The organism is Cohnella thermotolerans DSM 17683 (assembly GCF_000429825.1).
In the GTDB taxonomy this organism is placed as follows: domain Bacteria; phylum Bacillota; class Bacilli; order Paenibacillales; family Paenibacillaceae; genus Cohnella; species Cohnella thermotolerans.
The window spans coordinates 579,356-595,477 of sequence record NZ_AUCP01000001.1 but is presented as its reverse complement, the minus strand read 5'-3'; the positions used below and the strand labels follow the sequence as shown (position 1 = coordinate 595,477).

The 16,122-nt window shown below is 59.2% G+C and carries 21 protein-coding genes; 14 read left to right on the top strand and 7 right to left on the bottom strand.

Features of this window, described 5'->3' with window-relative positions:
• The first annotated feature begins 301 nt into the window (after window positions 1-301).
• Window positions 302-1,108, top strand: a complete 807-nt coding sequence (locus tag G485_RS0102860) for an alpha/beta hydrolase (RefSeq protein ID WP_027091290.1) — start codon at window positions 302-304, stop codon at window positions 1,106-1,108.
• A gap of 158 nt (window positions 1,109-1,266) precedes the next feature.
• On the opposite strand, the gene G485_RS24870 is transcribed toward G485_RS0102860, so the two are convergent.
• The 3 genes from G485_RS24870 to G485_RS0102845 are packed head-to-tail and all read right to left on the bottom strand — an operon-like array spanning window position 1,267 to window position 3,077.
• Window positions 1,267-1,872 carry a ferric reductase-like transmembrane domain-containing protein gene (locus tag G485_RS24870; protein WP_051317965.1) on the bottom strand — a complete coding sequence of 202 codons (606 nt, stop codon included), beginning with the start codon at window positions 1,870-1,872 and terminating at the stop codon, window positions 1,267-1,269.
• Complete coding sequence (locus tag G485_RS24865; RefSeq protein WP_051317964.1) at window positions 1,856-2,806, bottom strand: FAD:protein FMN transferase; 951 nt, start codon at window positions 2,804-2,806, stop codon at window positions 1,856-1,858. Before G485_RS24865 ends, G485_RS24870 begins: the two co-directional genes overlap by 17 nt.
• A 34-nt stretch (window positions 2,807-2,840) precedes the next feature.
• Window positions 2,841-3,077 (bottom strand): hypothetical protein, encoded by a 237-nt coding sequence (locus G485_RS0102845; RefSeq protein ID WP_027091289.1) that lies wholly within the window; start codon window positions 3,075-3,077, stop codon window positions 2,841-2,843.
• A 153-nt stretch (window positions 3,078-3,230) separates the two neighbouring features.
• Here G485_RS0102845 and G485_RS29675 point away from each other — a divergent pair, with 153 nt between their 5' ends.
• Complete coding sequence (locus G485_RS29675; RefSeq protein WP_156922062.1) at window positions 3,231-3,398, top strand: hypothetical protein; 168 nt, start codon at window positions 3,231-3,233, stop codon at window positions 3,396-3,398.
• A 135-nt stretch (window positions 3,399-3,533) separates the two neighbouring features.
• Window positions 3,534-3,908: a cupredoxin domain-containing protein gene (locus G485_RS0102835; RefSeq protein WP_027091288.1), complete on the top strand. Its 375-nt coding sequence runs from the start codon at window positions 3,534-3,536 to the stop codon at window positions 3,906-3,908.
• 47 nt (window positions 3,909-3,955) lie between these two features.
• Here G485_RS0102835 and G485_RS0102830 read toward each other — a convergent pair whose 3' ends face one another.
• Window positions 3,956-4,207: a hypothetical protein gene (locus G485_RS0102830; RefSeq protein ID WP_027091287.1), complete on the bottom strand. Its 252-nt coding sequence runs from the start codon at window positions 4,205-4,207 to the stop codon at window positions 3,956-3,958.
• Window positions 4,208-4,321: 114 nt separating this feature from the next.
• Between G485_RS0102830 and G485_RS0102825 the strand changes: the two genes are divergently transcribed.
• The 11 genes from G485_RS0102825 to G485_RS0102770 all read left to right on the top strand — a co-directional run bounded on the left by G485_RS0102825 (window position 4,322) and on the right by G485_RS0102770 (window position 10,805).
• Window positions 4,322-4,609, top strand: coding sequence for a Dabb family protein (locus tag G485_RS0102825; RefSeq protein WP_027091286.1), 288 nt, complete (start codon window positions 4,322-4,324; stop codon window positions 4,607-4,609).
• 13 nt (window positions 4,610-4,622) lie between these two features.
• Window positions 4,623-4,760: a hypothetical protein gene (locus G485_RS29670; protein ID WP_156922060.1), complete on the top strand. Its 138-nt coding sequence runs from the start codon at window positions 4,623-4,625 to the stop codon at window positions 4,758-4,760.
• A gap of 3 nt (window positions 4,761-4,763) precedes the next feature.
• On the top strand, window positions 4,764-5,201 hold the full coding sequence (locus tag G485_RS0102815) for a DUF86 domain-containing protein (protein WP_027091285.1): 438 nt from the start codon (window positions 4,764-4,766) through the stop codon (window positions 5,199-5,201).
• A 186-nt stretch (window positions 5,202-5,387) separates the two neighbouring features.
• The gene (locus tag G485_RS0102810) at window positions 5,388-6,026 is read left to right on the top strand and encodes a helix-turn-helix transcriptional regulator (RefSeq protein ID WP_027091284.1); all 639 of its coding nucleotides are present in this window, start codon (window positions 5,388-5,390) and stop codon (window positions 6,024-6,026) included.
• Window positions 6,027-6,594: 568 nt separating this feature from the next.
• Window positions 6,595-7,077, top strand: a complete 483-nt coding sequence (locus G485_RS0102800) for a hypothetical protein (RefSeq protein WP_027091283.1) — start codon at window positions 6,595-6,597, stop codon at window positions 7,075-7,077.
• 49 nt (window positions 7,078-7,126) lie between these two features.
• Window positions 7,127-7,432 carry a YtxH domain-containing protein gene (locus G485_RS24860; RefSeq protein WP_035154384.1) on the top strand — a complete coding sequence of 102 codons (306 nt, stop codon included), beginning with the start codon at window positions 7,127-7,129 and terminating at the stop codon, window positions 7,430-7,432.
• Between the two features lie 183 nt (window positions 7,433-7,615).
• Window positions 7,616-8,428 (top strand): glutamate racemase, encoded by an 813-nt coding sequence (racE, locus tag G485_RS0102790; RefSeq protein WP_027091282.1) that lies wholly within the window; start codon window positions 7,616-7,618, stop codon window positions 8,426-8,428.
• Between the two features lie 135 nt (window positions 8,429-8,563).
• Window positions 8,564-9,775: a M14 family metallopeptidase gene (locus G485_RS0102785; RefSeq protein WP_027091281.1), complete on the top strand. Its 1,212-nt coding sequence runs from the start codon at window positions 8,564-8,566 to the stop codon at window positions 9,773-9,775.
• A 69-nt stretch (window positions 9,776-9,844) separates the two neighbouring features.
• The gene (locus G485_RS0102780; protein WP_027091280.1) at window positions 9,845-10,096 is read left to right on the top strand and encodes a hypothetical protein; all 252 of its coding nucleotides are present in this window, start codon (window positions 9,845-9,847) and stop codon (window positions 10,094-10,096) included.
• A 156-nt stretch (window positions 10,097-10,252) separates the two neighbouring features.
• Complete coding sequence (locus G485_RS0102775) at window positions 10,253-10,555, top strand: heme biosynthesis protein HemY (RefSeq protein ID WP_027091279.1); 303 nt, start codon at window positions 10,253-10,255, stop codon at window positions 10,553-10,555.
• Window positions 10,542-10,805, top strand: a complete 264-nt coding sequence (locus G485_RS0102770) for a YuzB family protein (RefSeq protein WP_051317962.1) — start codon at window positions 10,542-10,544, stop codon at window positions 10,803-10,805. The genes G485_RS0102775 and G485_RS0102770 overlap by 14 nt, the downstream gene beginning before the upstream one ends.
• An 89-nt stretch (window positions 10,806-10,894) precedes the next feature.
• Here the strand turns inward: G485_RS0102770 and G485_RS0102765 are convergent, their stop codons facing one another.
• The 3 genes from G485_RS0102765 to G485_RS0102755 all read right to left on the bottom strand — a co-directional run bounded on the left by G485_RS0102765 (window position 10,895) and on the right by G485_RS0102755 (window position 15,992).
• A complete protein-coding gene (locus G485_RS0102765; RefSeq protein ID WP_084423070.1) occupies window positions 10,895-12,373 on the bottom strand; it encodes a copper amine oxidase N-terminal domain-containing protein in 1,479 nt (492 codons plus the stop codon).
• Window positions 12,374-12,390: 17 nt separating this feature from the next.
• The gene (locus G485_RS0102760) at window positions 12,391-13,779 is read right to left on the bottom strand and encodes an MBOAT family O-acyltransferase (protein WP_027091276.1); all 1,389 of its coding nucleotides are present in this window, start codon (window positions 13,777-13,779) and stop codon (window positions 12,391-12,393) included.
• Between the two features lie 233 nt (window positions 13,780-14,012).
• Window positions 14,013-15,992 carry an LTA synthase family protein gene (locus tag G485_RS0102755; RefSeq protein WP_027091275.1) on the bottom strand — a complete coding sequence of 660 codons (1,980 nt, stop codon included), beginning with the start codon at window positions 15,990-15,992 and terminating at the stop codon, window positions 14,013-14,015.
• Window positions 15,993-16,122: the final 130 nt, after the last annotated feature.

Here is a 16,122-nt window from a genome sequence, read left to right as displayed (position 1 = left end):
GAGGCGAATGAAGACACCAGACTGATCGAAAGGGATAATGGGAGGGGTCAGGGGAAACGAGACACCCGCCGGGGGGAGGCCCTGAAGGAAGGGGATAATGGGACGAGTCAGTAAAAGAGAGGGACGCGCCGAGCGAGAAGCCTGAATCGAGGGGATAGTGGGACGGAGTTTCGAAAAAGAAGGATACGCTTTAGTGCATGGCCGGGTGGAAAATTCGCTGTCATTTTCGTACCCGCCGGGCGGAAAATCATGTTAAGATGGCAAAGGCGAGTCTACTATTCGAGCGAGGGAGATTTATCGAATGGAGCGTTTATTGTGGCCTGAAGGAGCACCCTTAGCAAACGGCACGACGGATGAGGATCGTCCCGCCCTCATTCCCTATTTATTGGAGGGAAGCGGTCATGCCGCCGTTATCGTTTTCCCCGGCGGGGGCTACGGCATGCGGGCCGATCATGAGGGCGAACCGATCGCCCGCTGGCTGAATTCGATCGGCGTTTCGGCTTTTGTGCTGCGCTATCGCGTAGCTCCGTACGGTTATCCGTGCGCGCTGCTCGATGCGCAACGGGCGATACGCACCGTTAGGCATGAAGCCGAACGGTACGGGATCGATCCGAATCGGATCGGCATCCTCGGCTTCTCGGCAGGAGGGCATCTCGCGGCGACGGCCGGGACGCATTTCGACGCCGGAAGGCCGGAGGCGGAAGACGAAATCGAACGCCGCTCCAGCCGGCCCGATCTGCTGATCCTTTGCTATCCCGTCATTACGATGCTCGATTCGCACACGCACGAAGGGTCCCGTCTGAATCTGCTCGGCGCCGAGCCGGACCCGAATCTTGTGGAGCTGTTAAGCAACGAGCGGCAGGTGACAGCCGATACGCCGCCGACGTTCCTCTGGCATACGTCCGACGACGGGGCGGTTCCGGTGGAGAACAGCTTGCGGTTTGCCTCGGCTTTACGCGAAAAGGGTGTGCTTTTCGACCTTCATGTGTACGCCCACGGTCGGCACGGGATGGGCCTCGCAGAAGACGACGATCATGTCAAGGGATGGACCGACGCTTGCGCTTCCTGGCTCCGATACAACGGATTTGCAGCGACGGCGCGGGAGTGACGGGGAGAACGCGAAATACTGGGATAACGTGAATAGCGGGAAGGCGAAGGACGACGACCTCGTGGACGCGCTGTATAGACAAATTATCCGCTAGCTGCTGACGATCATGGTCGAAGATCCGAGGACGATCTCGTTGTTTGCGGATACCGCCGGCCCGCCTACCGGAATCGCTCCATCCGGGCCGGATGCGGGGCCGGCGGAATGTAGGCGACCGTTTGCGCTTGCCGCTGCCGTCGGGAGTCGTAGATCCGGTAGACGGTCAGCCCGGCGACGACGATTCCCGTAACGATATACAGCGTCTTGACCCCGCCGTCCCTCGTGTCCGTACCGAGCGCGAACCCGTGCAGAAGCGCCATCCCGAAGCCGGCGAACGCGAGAAAATGAATGGCGCGCCAGACCCTCTTTCCCCATTGCTTTATCAGGTCCGAGCTCAGAATGAGCAGGGCGGAGATGTAGAACGTCAAAGTGCCGAGACCGGTCAGCAGCCGGTGATCGTCGGAAGCGAACGGGACGAGCAGCTCGAACGGCGAGTAGCCGACGTATCGGTCGAACACAAGCACCATGCCGTGTAGCGCCCCGAACAGGAAGCCGAACCAGCCTGTCCACTGATGCGCGGCGAGGAGGGCGGCTTTTCTTTTTTTGCCGGCCAGGCGGCCGCTCGTAAGCAAGCCGGCGACCGTCGACGCGAACAGCAGCAGATAAGAGGTCATGCCGGCGGCGCGCGTCGTCGCCCACACCGTCAGCCAGTCAGATAGCGCGTGCATAGCCGTCACCCTCTTCCGAGCCGTAACGCTCCAGAGTGTCGCTTCGCAGCACCGATCCGTCCCGGCGTACGGCAAAGTAGGCGTAATCGGGACGCTTTTCCCTCAGCCACGGCACACCCTTCTCTTCACCGAGCAGCAGCAAGCACTTGGCGTACACTTCCGCTTCGGTCAGCGTCGGAGCGATGACCGTCGCCTGCACCAGTCCGCTATCCGCCGGCGCCAACCGGCGCGGATCGATCAGATGATGGCGCTCCCGTCCGAACTCGTCGGTCCAGCGCCTCTTCTGCGAGCTGCTCGTCGCGATCCCGGCCGGCCGGCCGATCCGCAGCGACAGCAGGTCCTCCTCGGGCTTGAACGGATTGGCGACGGCGATCTCCCATCCTTTGTCCGGAACGCCCCACAAGACGATGTCGCCCCCCGCGTCGATCGCCCCGATCCGAATCCCTTCCCTGCGCAGCATGCCCGACAACTGGTCGGCGCTCCATCCTTTGGCGAAGCCGCCCAGATCGACCGCGTATCCTTCTTGAAGCACGACGGTCATCATGCCTGGGTTCAGCGTGGCGGGCGCTTCTTCGCAGATGGGCATCGGCGCCGCCGGTTCGGCGTCGGGAACGCCGTGGGCGGCTTCACCGGAGGACAGCTTCTCGAAGCTGTCCGAATAGCCAAGCGACGCGAGCACTTTGCCAAGATAAGGGTGGAACAAGCCGCCCGTCTCCTCGTAATAGCGCTGGGCGCCGGCCAGCGCCTGGAACAGCAGGGCCGAAGCCATAAAAGGGCGGCCTTGCGAGCGGTTCAGCGCCGAAAGTTCGCTGCCCGGCCGAAACCGGCTCAAATTTCTCTCCACGAAGGCAAACCACGACTCGGCCTTCGCTTGGGATGCCCGAGGCAATCCGATCGTTGAAAATTGCGTATTCATCGCGCGAAACGTATGCATATCCGTCCTCCTCCCTGCCTGCGAATGATGTCGCTCAAGATGCCCTTGTGCGCATGCGGCCGCCGAACGAGTCCTGTCCGGAATCGGCTCCGAACGAGCCGGAGAAGCCGCCTCCGTTGCCGCGCAGGTCGAAGCCGCCGTTGTCCGTCGAGTAGCTGCCGTTGTGGCCGTCGGACGGGCCGCCTTCCGTCGATATATAACCGATGAAGCCGGAGAAGAGGGCGGCGCCCGACAAGCCGACGATCCATTTGGTCCATTTGCTGCTTGCCATCGGAATCCTTCCTTTCGCTGTCGAGTCGACTGGCTTCATTATGGCGCCCGAACCTTAGCCGAACTTGAACGCACGCTGAATGTTTCCTGAAGAAATGCCGAAATCGGCGTCAGGCGTTCGGCTTTTTTTTAGCTTGTTGTGGGAAGATAGGATGTGCGAGAGGTTGCGAAGACGGAAGAGTTGGCGATTATGGAAAATTACGGACGGATGGGGCTGCTCTTGCCGGATCGGCAGCGCAAGAACGGTTCAAAAATTGCGCGATCGCGCGAAAGCGGGCAATCCGGCGACTCTTCGCCGGACGATCCTGCCGACGGGAAGTGAACGAATGGCTTCGTGTTCATCATTTTGTCAAATGTGAAAAAAAGTTGACGCTCTTCCCGCTGGAACAGTTGAGATTAAACGGGGATTTTAGGTAATATAAGAGGTAGACATTCGAAGGAAGCAGGGGGAGCATCAATGTACAAGTGGATCATGCCTGTCTTGATCGTAGTCGCATGCTTGTTCGGCGTATATTTGCTCGCGCAAGGGCTGCCCGAGAGGCCGAAGGAAGAGAAATTGGCGGAAGGTACGGAGCTTCTGAAAATTACCGCAACCAGCTTCAGTTTCGACCAGACGGAATATCACGTGAAAGCGGGTACTCCGTACGTTCTCAGCTTCTCGAACAAGCTCGGCAACCACGGCGCCGAGATCGACGAGCTTGGAATCAACTTGACCAAAGACAACCCGCGGCAGGAGTATACGTTCGACAAACCGGGAACCTACGAGCTTCACTGCTCGATCATGTGCGGACAGGGCCACGGCCAAATGATCGCCAAAGTGATCGTCGAGTAATATGCCGAGAAAAAGGAGCCTGCCGGCTCCTTTTTTGCAAATATGCGTTATGCCGATCTTCTCGATTGGGTGCGGGCGATGGCCAAATCGGACAAGTACCCGATGAGCGCCCAGCTGAGTACGGTCAGCACATACATGAACCAGACGTTCACTTGGTGAATGTCCCCGAACAGTTCCACAAACCACATCGGAACGCTGAACATGGAGAGGAAGAGGTTGTGCGGATCGTAGCCGGTGGCATTGAACAGACAGAGCGCCACGCCGATCAGCGTACAGGCCAAGGTGACTCGGTAGCGCAAGATAGTCTCCCTTCCGCGAATGGACGCCTTTTTTTGCCTATAGTATGCGTGTAGCCGGTCGGCCTCATGCGGAGCCGATCCATTTCCCTAATTGGATAAAGGAGAGAAGACGAAATGATTACCCATATCGTGCTGTTCAAATTGAAAGACCGGAGCCCGGAGAGCGTGGAGCGTACCGCGCAAGTGCTGCGCAATCTCGAAGGCAAAATTCCGGAGCTGCTGTCCATCGAAGTCGGGAAGGACGTGCTTCACTCGGAGCGTTCCTACGACATCGCCTTGACGGCCACTTTCGCCGACATGGACGGACTGCAGGCTTATCAGGTGCATCCCGAGCACAAGAAAGTGATCGAGCATATGAACGAGGTTCGGGAAGCTTCGGTCAGCGTCGATTACGAAAGCTGAAAGGGAGAGTGCCGTGAATTCGACCGACTCGGGTGCAGGAGATCTGTACGAGATGATGACCTATTTGCTGGTCATCATTATTAGCGCCATCATCATGGTCATCTGGCTGAAGCGCAAAAACAGGCGCAAACGCCGGGACGGCGGAGGTTGAGCGATGTATTACGTGAACCGGAAAGGCATCGAGAGCCGGCTGGATTGCATTCCCGATCTCGCGGAGGCCGCCGGCAAGCTGGCCGCCGACTGGAGGGGAACGCCGCTCGAAGGGCTGGCGCAGGAGCGCGTGCTGCATCTGGCGCTGGAAATCGTGACGGACGTCGGCAGCTATCTGATCGACGGTTTCATGATGCGCGATGCGAGCAGCTACGAGGACATCGTCGACATTATCGCCGGAGAAGGCGTCATCCCGCCGGAGCGGGCGGAGGCGCTTCGCCGGCTCGTCTCCCTGCGCAAGCCGCTCGTGCAGGAATACGACAGCTGGCCGCGCGGGCAGCTCCATCCGCTGGCTGCGGAGATGCCGGAGCTGCTGACGGGCTTCGCTTCGGACGTGCGGAACTACTTGCGCGAAGAGCTGGATCCTTGGGAAGCAAGATAGTCCCTTTAATGGGCGATCTTGCTTTTTTTATTGGATTGCAAGGCTAAAAGCTGCGCGGAGGACTTTGCATACTTTTTGGTTGCATAAATAAATTTACTCCTTGTCGAACTTCCGGTAAAATAAAAGGACCAACCGAAAGTTCGGCGTCACACGCTGCAAGGCGTACGCCTGAGAGGAGGGATGCCAATGTTGCCGCAGGAAGAAGGCACGACCCGCCGTCAACTGATTCACTTGCTGAAAACCCATGGCGACTGCAGCATTGTCGAGCTGGCCAAGGCGCTTGGCATCACCGAGATGGGCGTCCGCCGCCATATTCATACGCTGGAGCGGGACGGATTCGTCCAGTCCGAGCTGTACCGCCAGGCAATGGGGCGTCCGTCGTACCGGTATTCGTTGACGAAGCTGGCCGACGATTTGTTTCCGAAAAATTATCCGCATCTGACGCTCGAGCTTCTCGGCGAATTGGAAGAGCAAAGCGGCGGTACGGAGATGATCGACAGGCTGTTTAACGGGCGCCGCGAGAAGCTGGAGGCCAAATACCGCGAGCGGATGGAGCGCAAATCGCTGGAGGAGCGTGTCGCGGAGCTGGCGTCCATTCAGAACGCCGGCGGCTACATGGCCGATTGGGAGCCGGCGGAGGACGGCGGCTACACGCTGCACGAGCGCAACTGCCCGATCGCGCAGGTGGCGGATCGCTACCGGCAAGCCTGCCATTGCGAGCAGGGGCTGTTCCGGGATTTGCTGGACGCCGACGTGGAGCGAACGGAGTGTCTCGCTGAAGGCGGCATGCGCTGCACGTACGCTATCCGGCCCAAATCCAACTGAATCCGAACGTGAAGACAGGCTCTTCGTCCGCAGACGAGGAGCCTTTTTTTACCAGTTCCGACCGGGCGAATATCTCCATTTCTCGGGGGCATCCCATTATCCCTTTCGTTCAGATTCGGGGGCCGTCGGTTACGGTGAGCCCGTTGTTTCGGCTAGCCTCGTGAAGAGCCTCCGAGCATCTTCGGAGGTTCTCCTCGTGCCTCATGCAACATCCGGGTCTTTGCGTCGCTTAGTTCTTCGCAGCTTGTCCGGTGGCTCCAAGCGCCTTCAACTTTTCCAAGAGACTCCGGAGTTTCCAATCGCCTACAGGCTTCCCGATTTCCATTTTGTCCTCCGTTCTGCAGTTCTTCGACTCCCTCAGGCAAGCCGATTTTCTGAATGAAGGGGATAATGGGATGGCTCACAAAAAAAGGGCTTAAAGCGCGCTAGGCCAGCCCGGCGAACGGCGCGAAACTTTATCCCCCTGTCCGCTGTGTCAAGACGAGCCCATTGTTCTTATACTACATTAACCGCATGGGCCGATGTCCCGGTTGCACCGATAACGGAAGGAAGAAAGGAGGTGCGTTGCATGGCATGGGAGTTGGCGGCTTACATCGTCATCGCCGTCGGCGTGGCGGTGCTCCTCTCGCTTGCAGCCGCCGCCGTTGCTGTTCGCCGCTTGCTGCGCCGGTGGAACGACGCGTTCGCGCGGCTCGACCGCGAAGCGGAAGCGACGCTGCAGCAGTGGCGGCGGCTGGGGCAGGAGGCGTCCGTATTGGCGGAAGTGTGCCGCTCGAGCCTGAAAGGCTTCGAGGCGCTCGCGGAAGGGGGGCGGGCGCTCGGCGAGGCCGCGCAAACCGGAGCGCGGGCGGCGGCAAGCGCCTTCGTTCAATGGACGGAGCGAGTGAGCGGCTTGCTGGCCGAAGCGGCAGACAGACAGACGCGCCGCCTGGAAGATGGGCTGGATTGGACGGAAATAGGCGCCTATCTGTGGAACGCCTGGCGCCGCCGCGTCGCGAACGCATCGCACGCTTCCTTCCGATCGGGCGACAGTGCGGAAGAGATTCGGTGAACGGCGCAGCCGTTCGGAACAAAGTGGAAATCGGAAGGAGAACGCGAAGATGGCCGAGAAAAAAGTGGTAAAATCGTTCCTGTGGGGAACGCTCACAGGCGCCGTTACCGGCGCGGTAACCGCCCTGCTGTTCGCTCCGAAGAAAGGAAGCGAGCTGCGCAAGGACATTGCGGACACGGCGCATACCGTAGGCGAGAAGACGGCGGAAATCGGGCGGAAAGCCGGATCGACGGCGCAAACGATCGTCAAACGCTCGAGCGACTGGGCTTCCGACATCCGCTCGAAGCTGGGCAAGAAAGAGAAGCCGGACGAATCGGAAGGGTCCGACCTCTCCGACGAATCCGCAGCGCTTTAAGCGAACAGCAGAGTCCGCGAACGAGGAATTTCCGACGACAGCAAGCCGCCCGCTCCCGCCGGGCGGCTTCTTGGCGCGCTTGAACCTCGTCCGCATATAGGCTAAGATGTAGGTACCTTTTGCAAAAAGGTCTCATAATGTATCATGTTCCGACACACTTTACATGAAGAAAGCGGTGTTTTCGTGCAACAAGCGATCGCACTCCTGGACTCCGGTGTAGGAGGCCTGACCGTCGTCAAAGAAGTGATGCGTCAGTTGCCCCGGGAGAAAATTTTGTATTTCGGCGACACCGCACGCACTCCATACGGTCCTCGTCCCGCTGAAGAAATCATTCGGTTCACCCGCGAAATTGTCGATTATTTGGCCCAATATCAGCCGAAGATGATCGTCATCGCCTGCAATACCGCCACTGCGGTCGCGCTCGAAGACATTCGCAGCCGCGTCCGCATTCCCGTCGTCGGCGTGATCAACCCCGGAGCGCGTGCCGCCATCGGCCGCACGAAATCCGGCCACATCGGCGTCATCGGAACGGAGGGCACCATCAAGAGCGGCGCATACGAACAAGCGTTGCGGAGACTGTCTCCGCACATCGACGTCGTAAGCAGAGCTTGTCCGCAATTCGTTCCTCTTGTCGAAGCCGGCAATTTCCGCTCTTCCGTCACGTACGAGACGGTGGCCCGCTCGCTGGCGCCGCTCAAGCGAAGCCCGATCGACTGCCTCATTCTCGGCTGCACCCATTATCCGTTCTTGACGGAGACGATCTCGGAAGTGATGGGGCCGAGCGTGACGCTGATCAGCTCGGCCGACGAGACGGCAAGGGAAATCAGCACGATCCTTCATGAGAACAATTTGCTCGCCGGCAGCGACGAAGTACCGGTGCATCAGTTTTTTTGCAGCGGGGATTCGAAGAAGTTTCAGGAGATCGCCCAATCGTGGCTGGGCGAACAAATCCGCCTGACTCCCGTCGTCTGGCAAGTGCCGAATATCGGCGCCTAGGCGCCCGACCGCCCGTCCCTCTTCGCTCCGAACGCTCCCATGCCATCCTCCCGGCCGAAGCCGCCGGTTGGATGGCATTTTGCCGGCGTCCGTCTCATATATCGTGAAAGACCGATGAGATGGGGAGGGATAACGTTGAACACTGTCACGTATATTGTGAAGCCGGGAGATACGCCCAGACGAATCGCTTCGCAATTCGGCATTTCCTATGGCTCTCTGCTTGCGGCGAATCCGCAATGGATGGAGAGCGAACCGCTTATCCCCGGCGAGATGCTTCAGGTGCCCGTCCGTCTGCCTCGCCGTTACTCGGTCCAGCCGGGCGATACGTGGGAATCGATCGCGGCGAAGGCGGGCTGCTCGGAAGTCAGGCTGCGCGAGCTGAATCGCGCCTCTTCGTCGGTCCAGCCGGAGGAAGGGCAATGGATCGAGTTGCCGGCCGCGGGTCAGGACCGCATCGTCCGCTCGGACGCCGAATACGGCTCCGCGCGGCTTGCCCTCGACATCGACCGGCTGAAGCGGGAATATCCGTTTCTGACGGCCGTCGCGATCGGACAGAGCGTCCTGGGCAAGCCGATCTACGCGATTCGCATCGGCGAAGGCCCTTTCCGGCTGCAGGCGAACGGGGCCGTTCACGCCAACGAATGGATCACGTCCCTCGCTTTAATGCGCTTCCTGGAGGATTACGCCAAGGCGTGCAAACGGCACGGCGCCATCCACGGCAAGCCGGCTGCCGGCTTGTACCGGCGCTGCACGCTGTGGGTCGTGCCCATGGTCAACCCGGACGGCGTCGACCTGGCGATCGAGGGGATCGCGCCGGACAACCCTTGCTACAAGGATTTGCTGAAATGGAACAACGGCTCGACCCGGTTCCGGCGATGGAAGGCCAACATTCGCGGGGTCGACTTGAACGACCAGTTTCCGGCCTACTGGGAAGAAGAGAAAAAACGCAGGGGCGTTACCGCTCCGGGTCCGCGGGATTACCCGGGGCCGTCTCCGCTGTCCGAACCGGAAGCGCGCGCGCTTGCCGATTTTACGGAGGAGACGGACTTCCACGCGGCGATCGCTTTCCATACGCAAGGGGAGGAAATTTATTGGAATTACCGGGGGCTGGAGCCCCCGCAATCCCGGGCTTGGGCCGAAGCGCTCGGCAGAGCGTCCGGCTATCGGCCCGTCCGGCTGGAGGGCAGCGACGCGGGCTTCAAGGATTGGTTCATCGCCCGGTTCCGCCGGCCGGGATTTACGGTGGAGGCGGGCTGGGGCCGCAATCCGCTGCCGCCGGATGCGATGGCGGACGTGTATCCGGAGACGCTTGCCTTGCTGGCGGAAGCGATGGAATGGACGGAGTGATTCGTTCCGGTCCCGATAGGGTACACTGTGGAGTGCGGCGAATTGACAGACGCGAGGGAGGGAGCCTTTATGGCCCGGCGTTCTTGGGGATCTTGGGTCCGGCTTTGGTCTCGTCTGCCTTCCCGGGTATGGAGAATTTTGCGCTCCTCCCGGGTTTCTACGGCGGACAAGCTTTGGTTTATCGTGCCGGTCGTGCTCTACTGGGTGCTGCCGGACTTCATGCCGTTCGTTCCCGTCGACGACCTCGCCGTTACGCTGGGGGCGGCGGGCTGGTTCGCCGGCCGGATGGAGCGCAAATACGGCCTGCGGCCCCACGAATAAGGGTCAAGGGCCTGGCGATGCCGGGACGGATGTCGGGACGGATGTCGGGACGGTCTTGCGCGCCGGGCGGCGCCGCATTACAATAGAGCGAGAACTCATACGCGCCGAACCGCCTACGCGGCCCGACCGATCATAAGGACAGGAGCGACAGCCATTATGAAATGCAAAATTACCCGCAACGCGGCCAAGGTGCTGCGCGTCGAATTGGACAAGCCCGAGAACGCCGAATTGAAACTTCGCGCTTTCGTAACGCATAGCCATGGCGATCATGCCCACTACGGTCTGGATCTGGACACGCCGAAGGAAGACGACGTCGTCGTCTCCACCGACAAAGGCATTGATGTGCTGCTCAAATCGGGAGAAGACATGCTGGACGGAATTATTATCGATTACTTGTATTTTCCGCAAGAAGGCTTCGTCATTACCAATCCGTCGAAAGGCAACCATGGCGAGCACTGAACAACGAGCTTCGGCAGCGGTCCGCCCCGCCAACGATATCCGAATTTGCGACAAATGCCGGCACATTCGCGTCAAGACGCTGGTCGGCAAGCTGCAGGCGGCCGCTCCCGGAACGGAAATCAAGGTCGGTTGCAAGTCTTATTGCGGACCTTGCCAGCGATATGCCTTCGTGTTCGTGAACGGCCGCTACGTGACGGCCGCAACCGAGGACGAGGCCGTCGAGAAGGCGCGCAAATATTTGAAGACGTAATTCCGTCCGGTTTATAAACGTTGAATCGTCAAAGAAAGCCCCGGCCGGCGCCATTCGCGCGCTTACCGGGGCTTTCGCTTTTGTGCCGATTAGGCTTGCCGCTTGATCTCCAGCAGCGGAATTCCGTCGTCCGACTGCGTAAGCTCTGCCGACAAGCCGAGCTGGCCGGCTACGAACCCGATCGGCACGAGCGTCGTTCCGTTCACAAGCCGGGGGGCATACTTGGCCGTCGCGCTCTCGCCGCCGGTCTTCGCTTCCGCGATGTCCACGGTCATCCGGAGCTGACGGCCGTTCAGCGACAGCACCATCGTCTTGGTCGCCTGATCCCACTGCAAATCGGCTTTCAGCTCCGCGGCGGCCTGCTTGACCGGCACGAGAAGCTCATCCCCTCCATCGGCCAGCACGCGGTTCGCGAAGGCGACCGTTTGGCCGTCCAGCGTGACCTTGAAGCGGACCGCTTCGTTGTCCGCGTTCAAAACGGCCGTCTGCGCGTCCTCCTCCAGCTGCTTGTTGAACGAATCGATATTGTCGTCCGTCACCCGGTACTTGGCGTCATCGCTGCCGATCGCCTCGGCGATCCAGGTGTTGACGTCCTGCTTGTGGTGGGACAAGTCCTTGTACAGATCGAGGTCGTACGTCCAATCCTCTTCGGCCTGGAAGTCGTACAGCTTGACGTTCGGCAGCGCAGCGAATTGCTCGTACATCCATTTGCGCATCTGCAGCTGATTTTCGAACCGGGCCGGGTTCGTGTTGTACCAGACGACTTGCCGCAGCACGCTGTACGGCGGATAGTAGAAGTCGAATTCGACGTCGGGGTAAGCTTTGACGAGCGACAGGATGTTGTCGTTGAAGCTTTGCTGCACGACGTCAAGGCTCTCTTCGTTGAGGCCGAAATACACTTCCTCCAGATTGGCCTTGGCGTATGAGACGGCGACTTTGTTCTTGCCGAACGTCACCATCCGGTTCCAGTTGTACAAATATTCCAGGTTCTGCGGCTTCAGATTCTGAAGGTTCGCCTTGAGGCTCGTGAAAAACTGCTCGAACACCGAATAGTTGAACAAATAAGGATAATCGTTCCAAATGCTGTTGTCGTACAGGTAATCCGGAAACTTGGAGCTGCTGTCCGCCGAATTCGATTTCAGCGAGAAGTAATCGAGCCCCCACAGCACCCGCTTGACTTTGCCTGTGCGCAGCGCGACTTGCGCCATTTTGTTATGCTCATCCGCGGTCGAACCTTCGATGGACAGCTTCATGACGTTGCCGCCCAGCGCCTTGCTCACGACCGACGGAAGGAAGTTTTCAGTCATGGAAGTGCCGATGATGATCGTGTCGTAGTCCCAGTTTCTGGCCAGACCCGGGTTCTGGTACCGCTCTTCCGGCGAGAAGCGCGGCGTGTACCAGGACGCTTTGCGGTAAAATTGCAGCGGATCCAATATGTACGTCGTCGCAACGAGCGCGGCCGCGGCGGCGACGGAGAACAGGACGAACCAGCCGGCCATTCGTCTGGAGCGCTTCTTCAAGGACGGGGTTCGCGCGTAACGGGGGGAGGTATCGGACATTGCGGACATGCGGGAACACCGCCTTTCTAGAAATTAAAGTAGAGAAACGTGCTGATCCGGTTCAAATAAAGCAAGGAGACGACGAACATGACGGCGCACCCGAGCGCCACCTTCCAGTTGGGCTTGAGGCGGGCTTCCTGCTCGGACGAGTTTTTGAAAATAAGCACGAACGGCAGGAACACGACAATCAGCAGGATCGGCGCGACGTAGTCGCCAAGCAGCCCCAGGCCGATTCCGTTCATGCCGACCATCCCTTTGATCAGGCGGAACGCCTGCTTCCAGTCGTCCGCGCGGAAGAACACCCACGTAATGTTGATGAACAGGAACGTCACGAGCCAGGCGAGCCACTTCGGCAGCGGATGGCCGCGCCGGGTCCAGACGCGCTGAATCGCTTGTCCGACGCCGTGCAGGGCGCCCCAGAGAATGAACGTCCAGCCCGCGCCGTGCCACAAGCCGCCGATGAGGAACGTGATGATCAGGTTGCGGTTGGCGATGGCGAAGCCTCTTCGGTTGCCTCCGAGCGGGATGTAAATATAATCCCTCAGAAAGCGGCTCAGCGTCATATGCCAGCGTCTCCAGAAATCGGTGATGCTGAGCGCCTTGTACGGCGAGTTGAAGTTTTGCGGCAGGCGGATGTTGAACAGGAGGGCGATGCCGATCGCCATGTCGGTGTAGCCGCTGAAGTCGAAGTAGAGCTGGAACGTGTACGAGAGCGCGGCGATCCAGGAATCGGTGAAAGCCGTCGCCTTGTCGAAGCCGTAGTTGGCGTGAATGGCGAACGTATCGGCGATGACGACCTTCTTGAACAGCCCGACGCAGAGCAGGAAGATGCCTCTCGCCGCATTGGGCCAATTCCAGATTTTGTTGCGCAAACGGTCGAACTGGGGCATCATCTCGCTATGATGCAAGATCGGCCCCGCGATCAAGTGCGGGAAAAACGTCACGAACAGCGTATAGCTGATGAAGTTGAATTCCTTGGCCTTGCCTTTGTAAGCGTCGACGAGAAACGCGATTTGCGTAAATGTAAAAAAGCTGATGCCGAGCGGCAGCACGATCTGGAGCAGGGAGTAGTGGTGCCCGTCCAAATCGCCCAGCGTCTGCAGGAAGAAGTTGGCATATTTATAGTAGCCAAGCAGCAATACATCGACGGTCAGACCGGCGATCAGCACCGTCCGGCGCTGGCGGACGCTTCGGTCGGACCAGGCGGCGAGCCATCTGCCCATCAAATAGTTGAAGACGATGGAAGCGAGAATAAGCGGAACGTACTTGATGTTCCAGTACCCGTAGAAGAACAACGAGGCGATCGCGAGCCAGGTTTTGGCCGCGACGATCCATCGGAATCGGAGAAGCAAAAAATAAACGATGGCCGTGATCGGCAGGAAAAGGAATAAAAACGGGTAAGAATTAAATAACATGTCGTCCCTCTTTCTCTTTGCGGTGTGGCGGGGGTCAGGCCTGGCGCTTTATACCATGCGAGTATTAATTATAGCAGATATTCTAGCAATCCTTTTTAATTTTTCTTAAAGAAACGACGATAAACGACAGGGAGAAGTTGCCTGGTTCCGGAAAAAAAAGAAAGGCACCCGAACGATCGACCGTTCGCGGTGCCGTCAAATCTATCGGCGGAATCCGTGGAATCCGCCACGTTTTATTGTTCTTCCTGCCTGAGCTTCGGCACGAGATCGTGCTCGACGACGCGGTCGGAAATTTCCAGCTCCTTCTTCGCCGCCTCGGCTCCGGCCTTGCACGCGGAGATGTCCGTCTTGTTCCCGTCCGGCAGCGCATAGCAAGTGCCGTTGTCGACAATGCCGTCGTTAGACGGGACGTAGTAGGTTTTCCCGTCGGTATAGCCGCCGTTGCGGAAGACGACGGGACTTTGCGCTTCGGACACCATGCTGACGCCCATCAGCTTGTAGTCTTCCGCCGGGATGCCGAGCAGCTGCAGCACGGTGGGGGTCGTGTCGATCTGCCCGACGGCTTTGTCGTTCGTACCGGCGTGCTCGTCGTTCGGGAAGTGGATGAAGAACGGCACCTTCCGCACGATGGCGTCCTTCTCCAGATCGGTCAGGCTGCGGCCGTAGAACTGCTCGTACGTCTTCATGTCGTACAGCGAATTGTCGTGGTCGCCGTAGAACATCAGAATGGTGTCGTCCCACAGCCCTGCGTCCTTCAAATCCTGCACGAGCTCGCCGACCGCGGCGTCGACGTAGTGGGCCGCCTCAAGGTAGTCGCCGAACGTCGTGCCGGCGAACGGCCCCGAATCGAATTCCGTCGCCGAAGCCGGCAGATTGAACGGATGATGGCTGGAGATGGTGATCGCCATCGCGTAGAACGGCGTTTTTCCCCGTTCCTTCAACTGCTCCACCGTCTGGCGGAAAAACGATTTGTCCCCCAGCGACCAGCCGAGCGGCTCGTCGTTCGTATAATCCTTGATCGTATAAAACTTCGCATACTCCATGTTGCGGTACATGTTGGTCCGGTTCCAGAAGCTGCCGTCGTAGGCGTGGTGCACCGTCGTGTCGTAGCCTTGCCCGTTCAGAATCGAAGGGAGGCAGTCGAACTGATGATCCGCGAAACGGATGAAGACCGAGCCCGTCGGCATCGGATGCAGCGAGCAGCTGGTCAGGAAGTCCGCGTCGGACGTCCGCCCTTGCGAAGTCATATGGTAAAAGTTCGGGAAGTACATGCTTTGGCCGATCAGCTTGTTCAGGTTGGGCGTAATCTCCTGTCCGTTCACCGATTGGCCGATGACGAATTGCTGGAACGCCTCCGCCTGGATGATGAGCACATTCTTACCTTTATAGGCGCCGAACATCGGCTCCGATTCCGCCTGCTTCTGGAGCTGGCCGCGTTCCGCGAACCAATCGGAAGCCTCCTGGATCTGCTCCTCCGTCGGTCCGCTGCCGAACCAGTGCTCCTTCGCGTAGCGGTACGTGTCGTATCCGTGGAAGCCGAACAGCCCGGTAACGTTGTAAATCGGGATGTTCCACCAGTTGCCTACGAACAGGCCGCTCGCCCAACCGTTCTTCTGGACGTTCACGGGAACGGCGATCATGTAAAACCCGGACGTGAACAGCGCGGCTCCGAGCAAGAGGCGAATCCAGAACGTTCGGCCGAAGAGACGACGGGACGGACGGTACGCGAACCGCTCGTCGCGCGACCGCCGCAGGCGAATGCACGTCCATACCGCCAGGGCGATCCCGACGGGCACGTCGGCGAACAGAATCCAGTCCTTCGCCTGAATCAAATTCCAGATGCTGTCTTCGAGCTCGCCTACCTGGCCGGCCTGCATCAGCACCGGAACGGAGATGAAATCCTTGAAATAGCGGAAATAGATCAGATCGGCGAAAATGATGAAGGAAAACAGCAGGTGAATCACCGCCAGCACGACCGCCCGCGTCCGCCGGCCGAGCCAGACGGTCCAGAACGTCGCGAGCACCATCGCGCCTAGGTTGACCGTCCACTTCCAATGGTTCATGCCTCCGACGTTCAGTTGGCCGTCAAGCCAATTCAATTTATAAAGCATGGACGCGATGAGGAGCATGGCGCCCCAGTACGGCCAATAGCGGAGACCTTCCAGCGAGAGCCGTACGCCCTTGCGCGCGGCGGTTTGCAGTTGGGACATCATCGATGAGGTCACATCCATTTGTAATCAAATTGTAAACAAAAATTAGTATAGCGCGAACACAAGCGTGATTTCAAACGGAAGAACCATCCGGCTTGGCCGGCGGACAACGGGGGATCGCATCGGAGCGGGC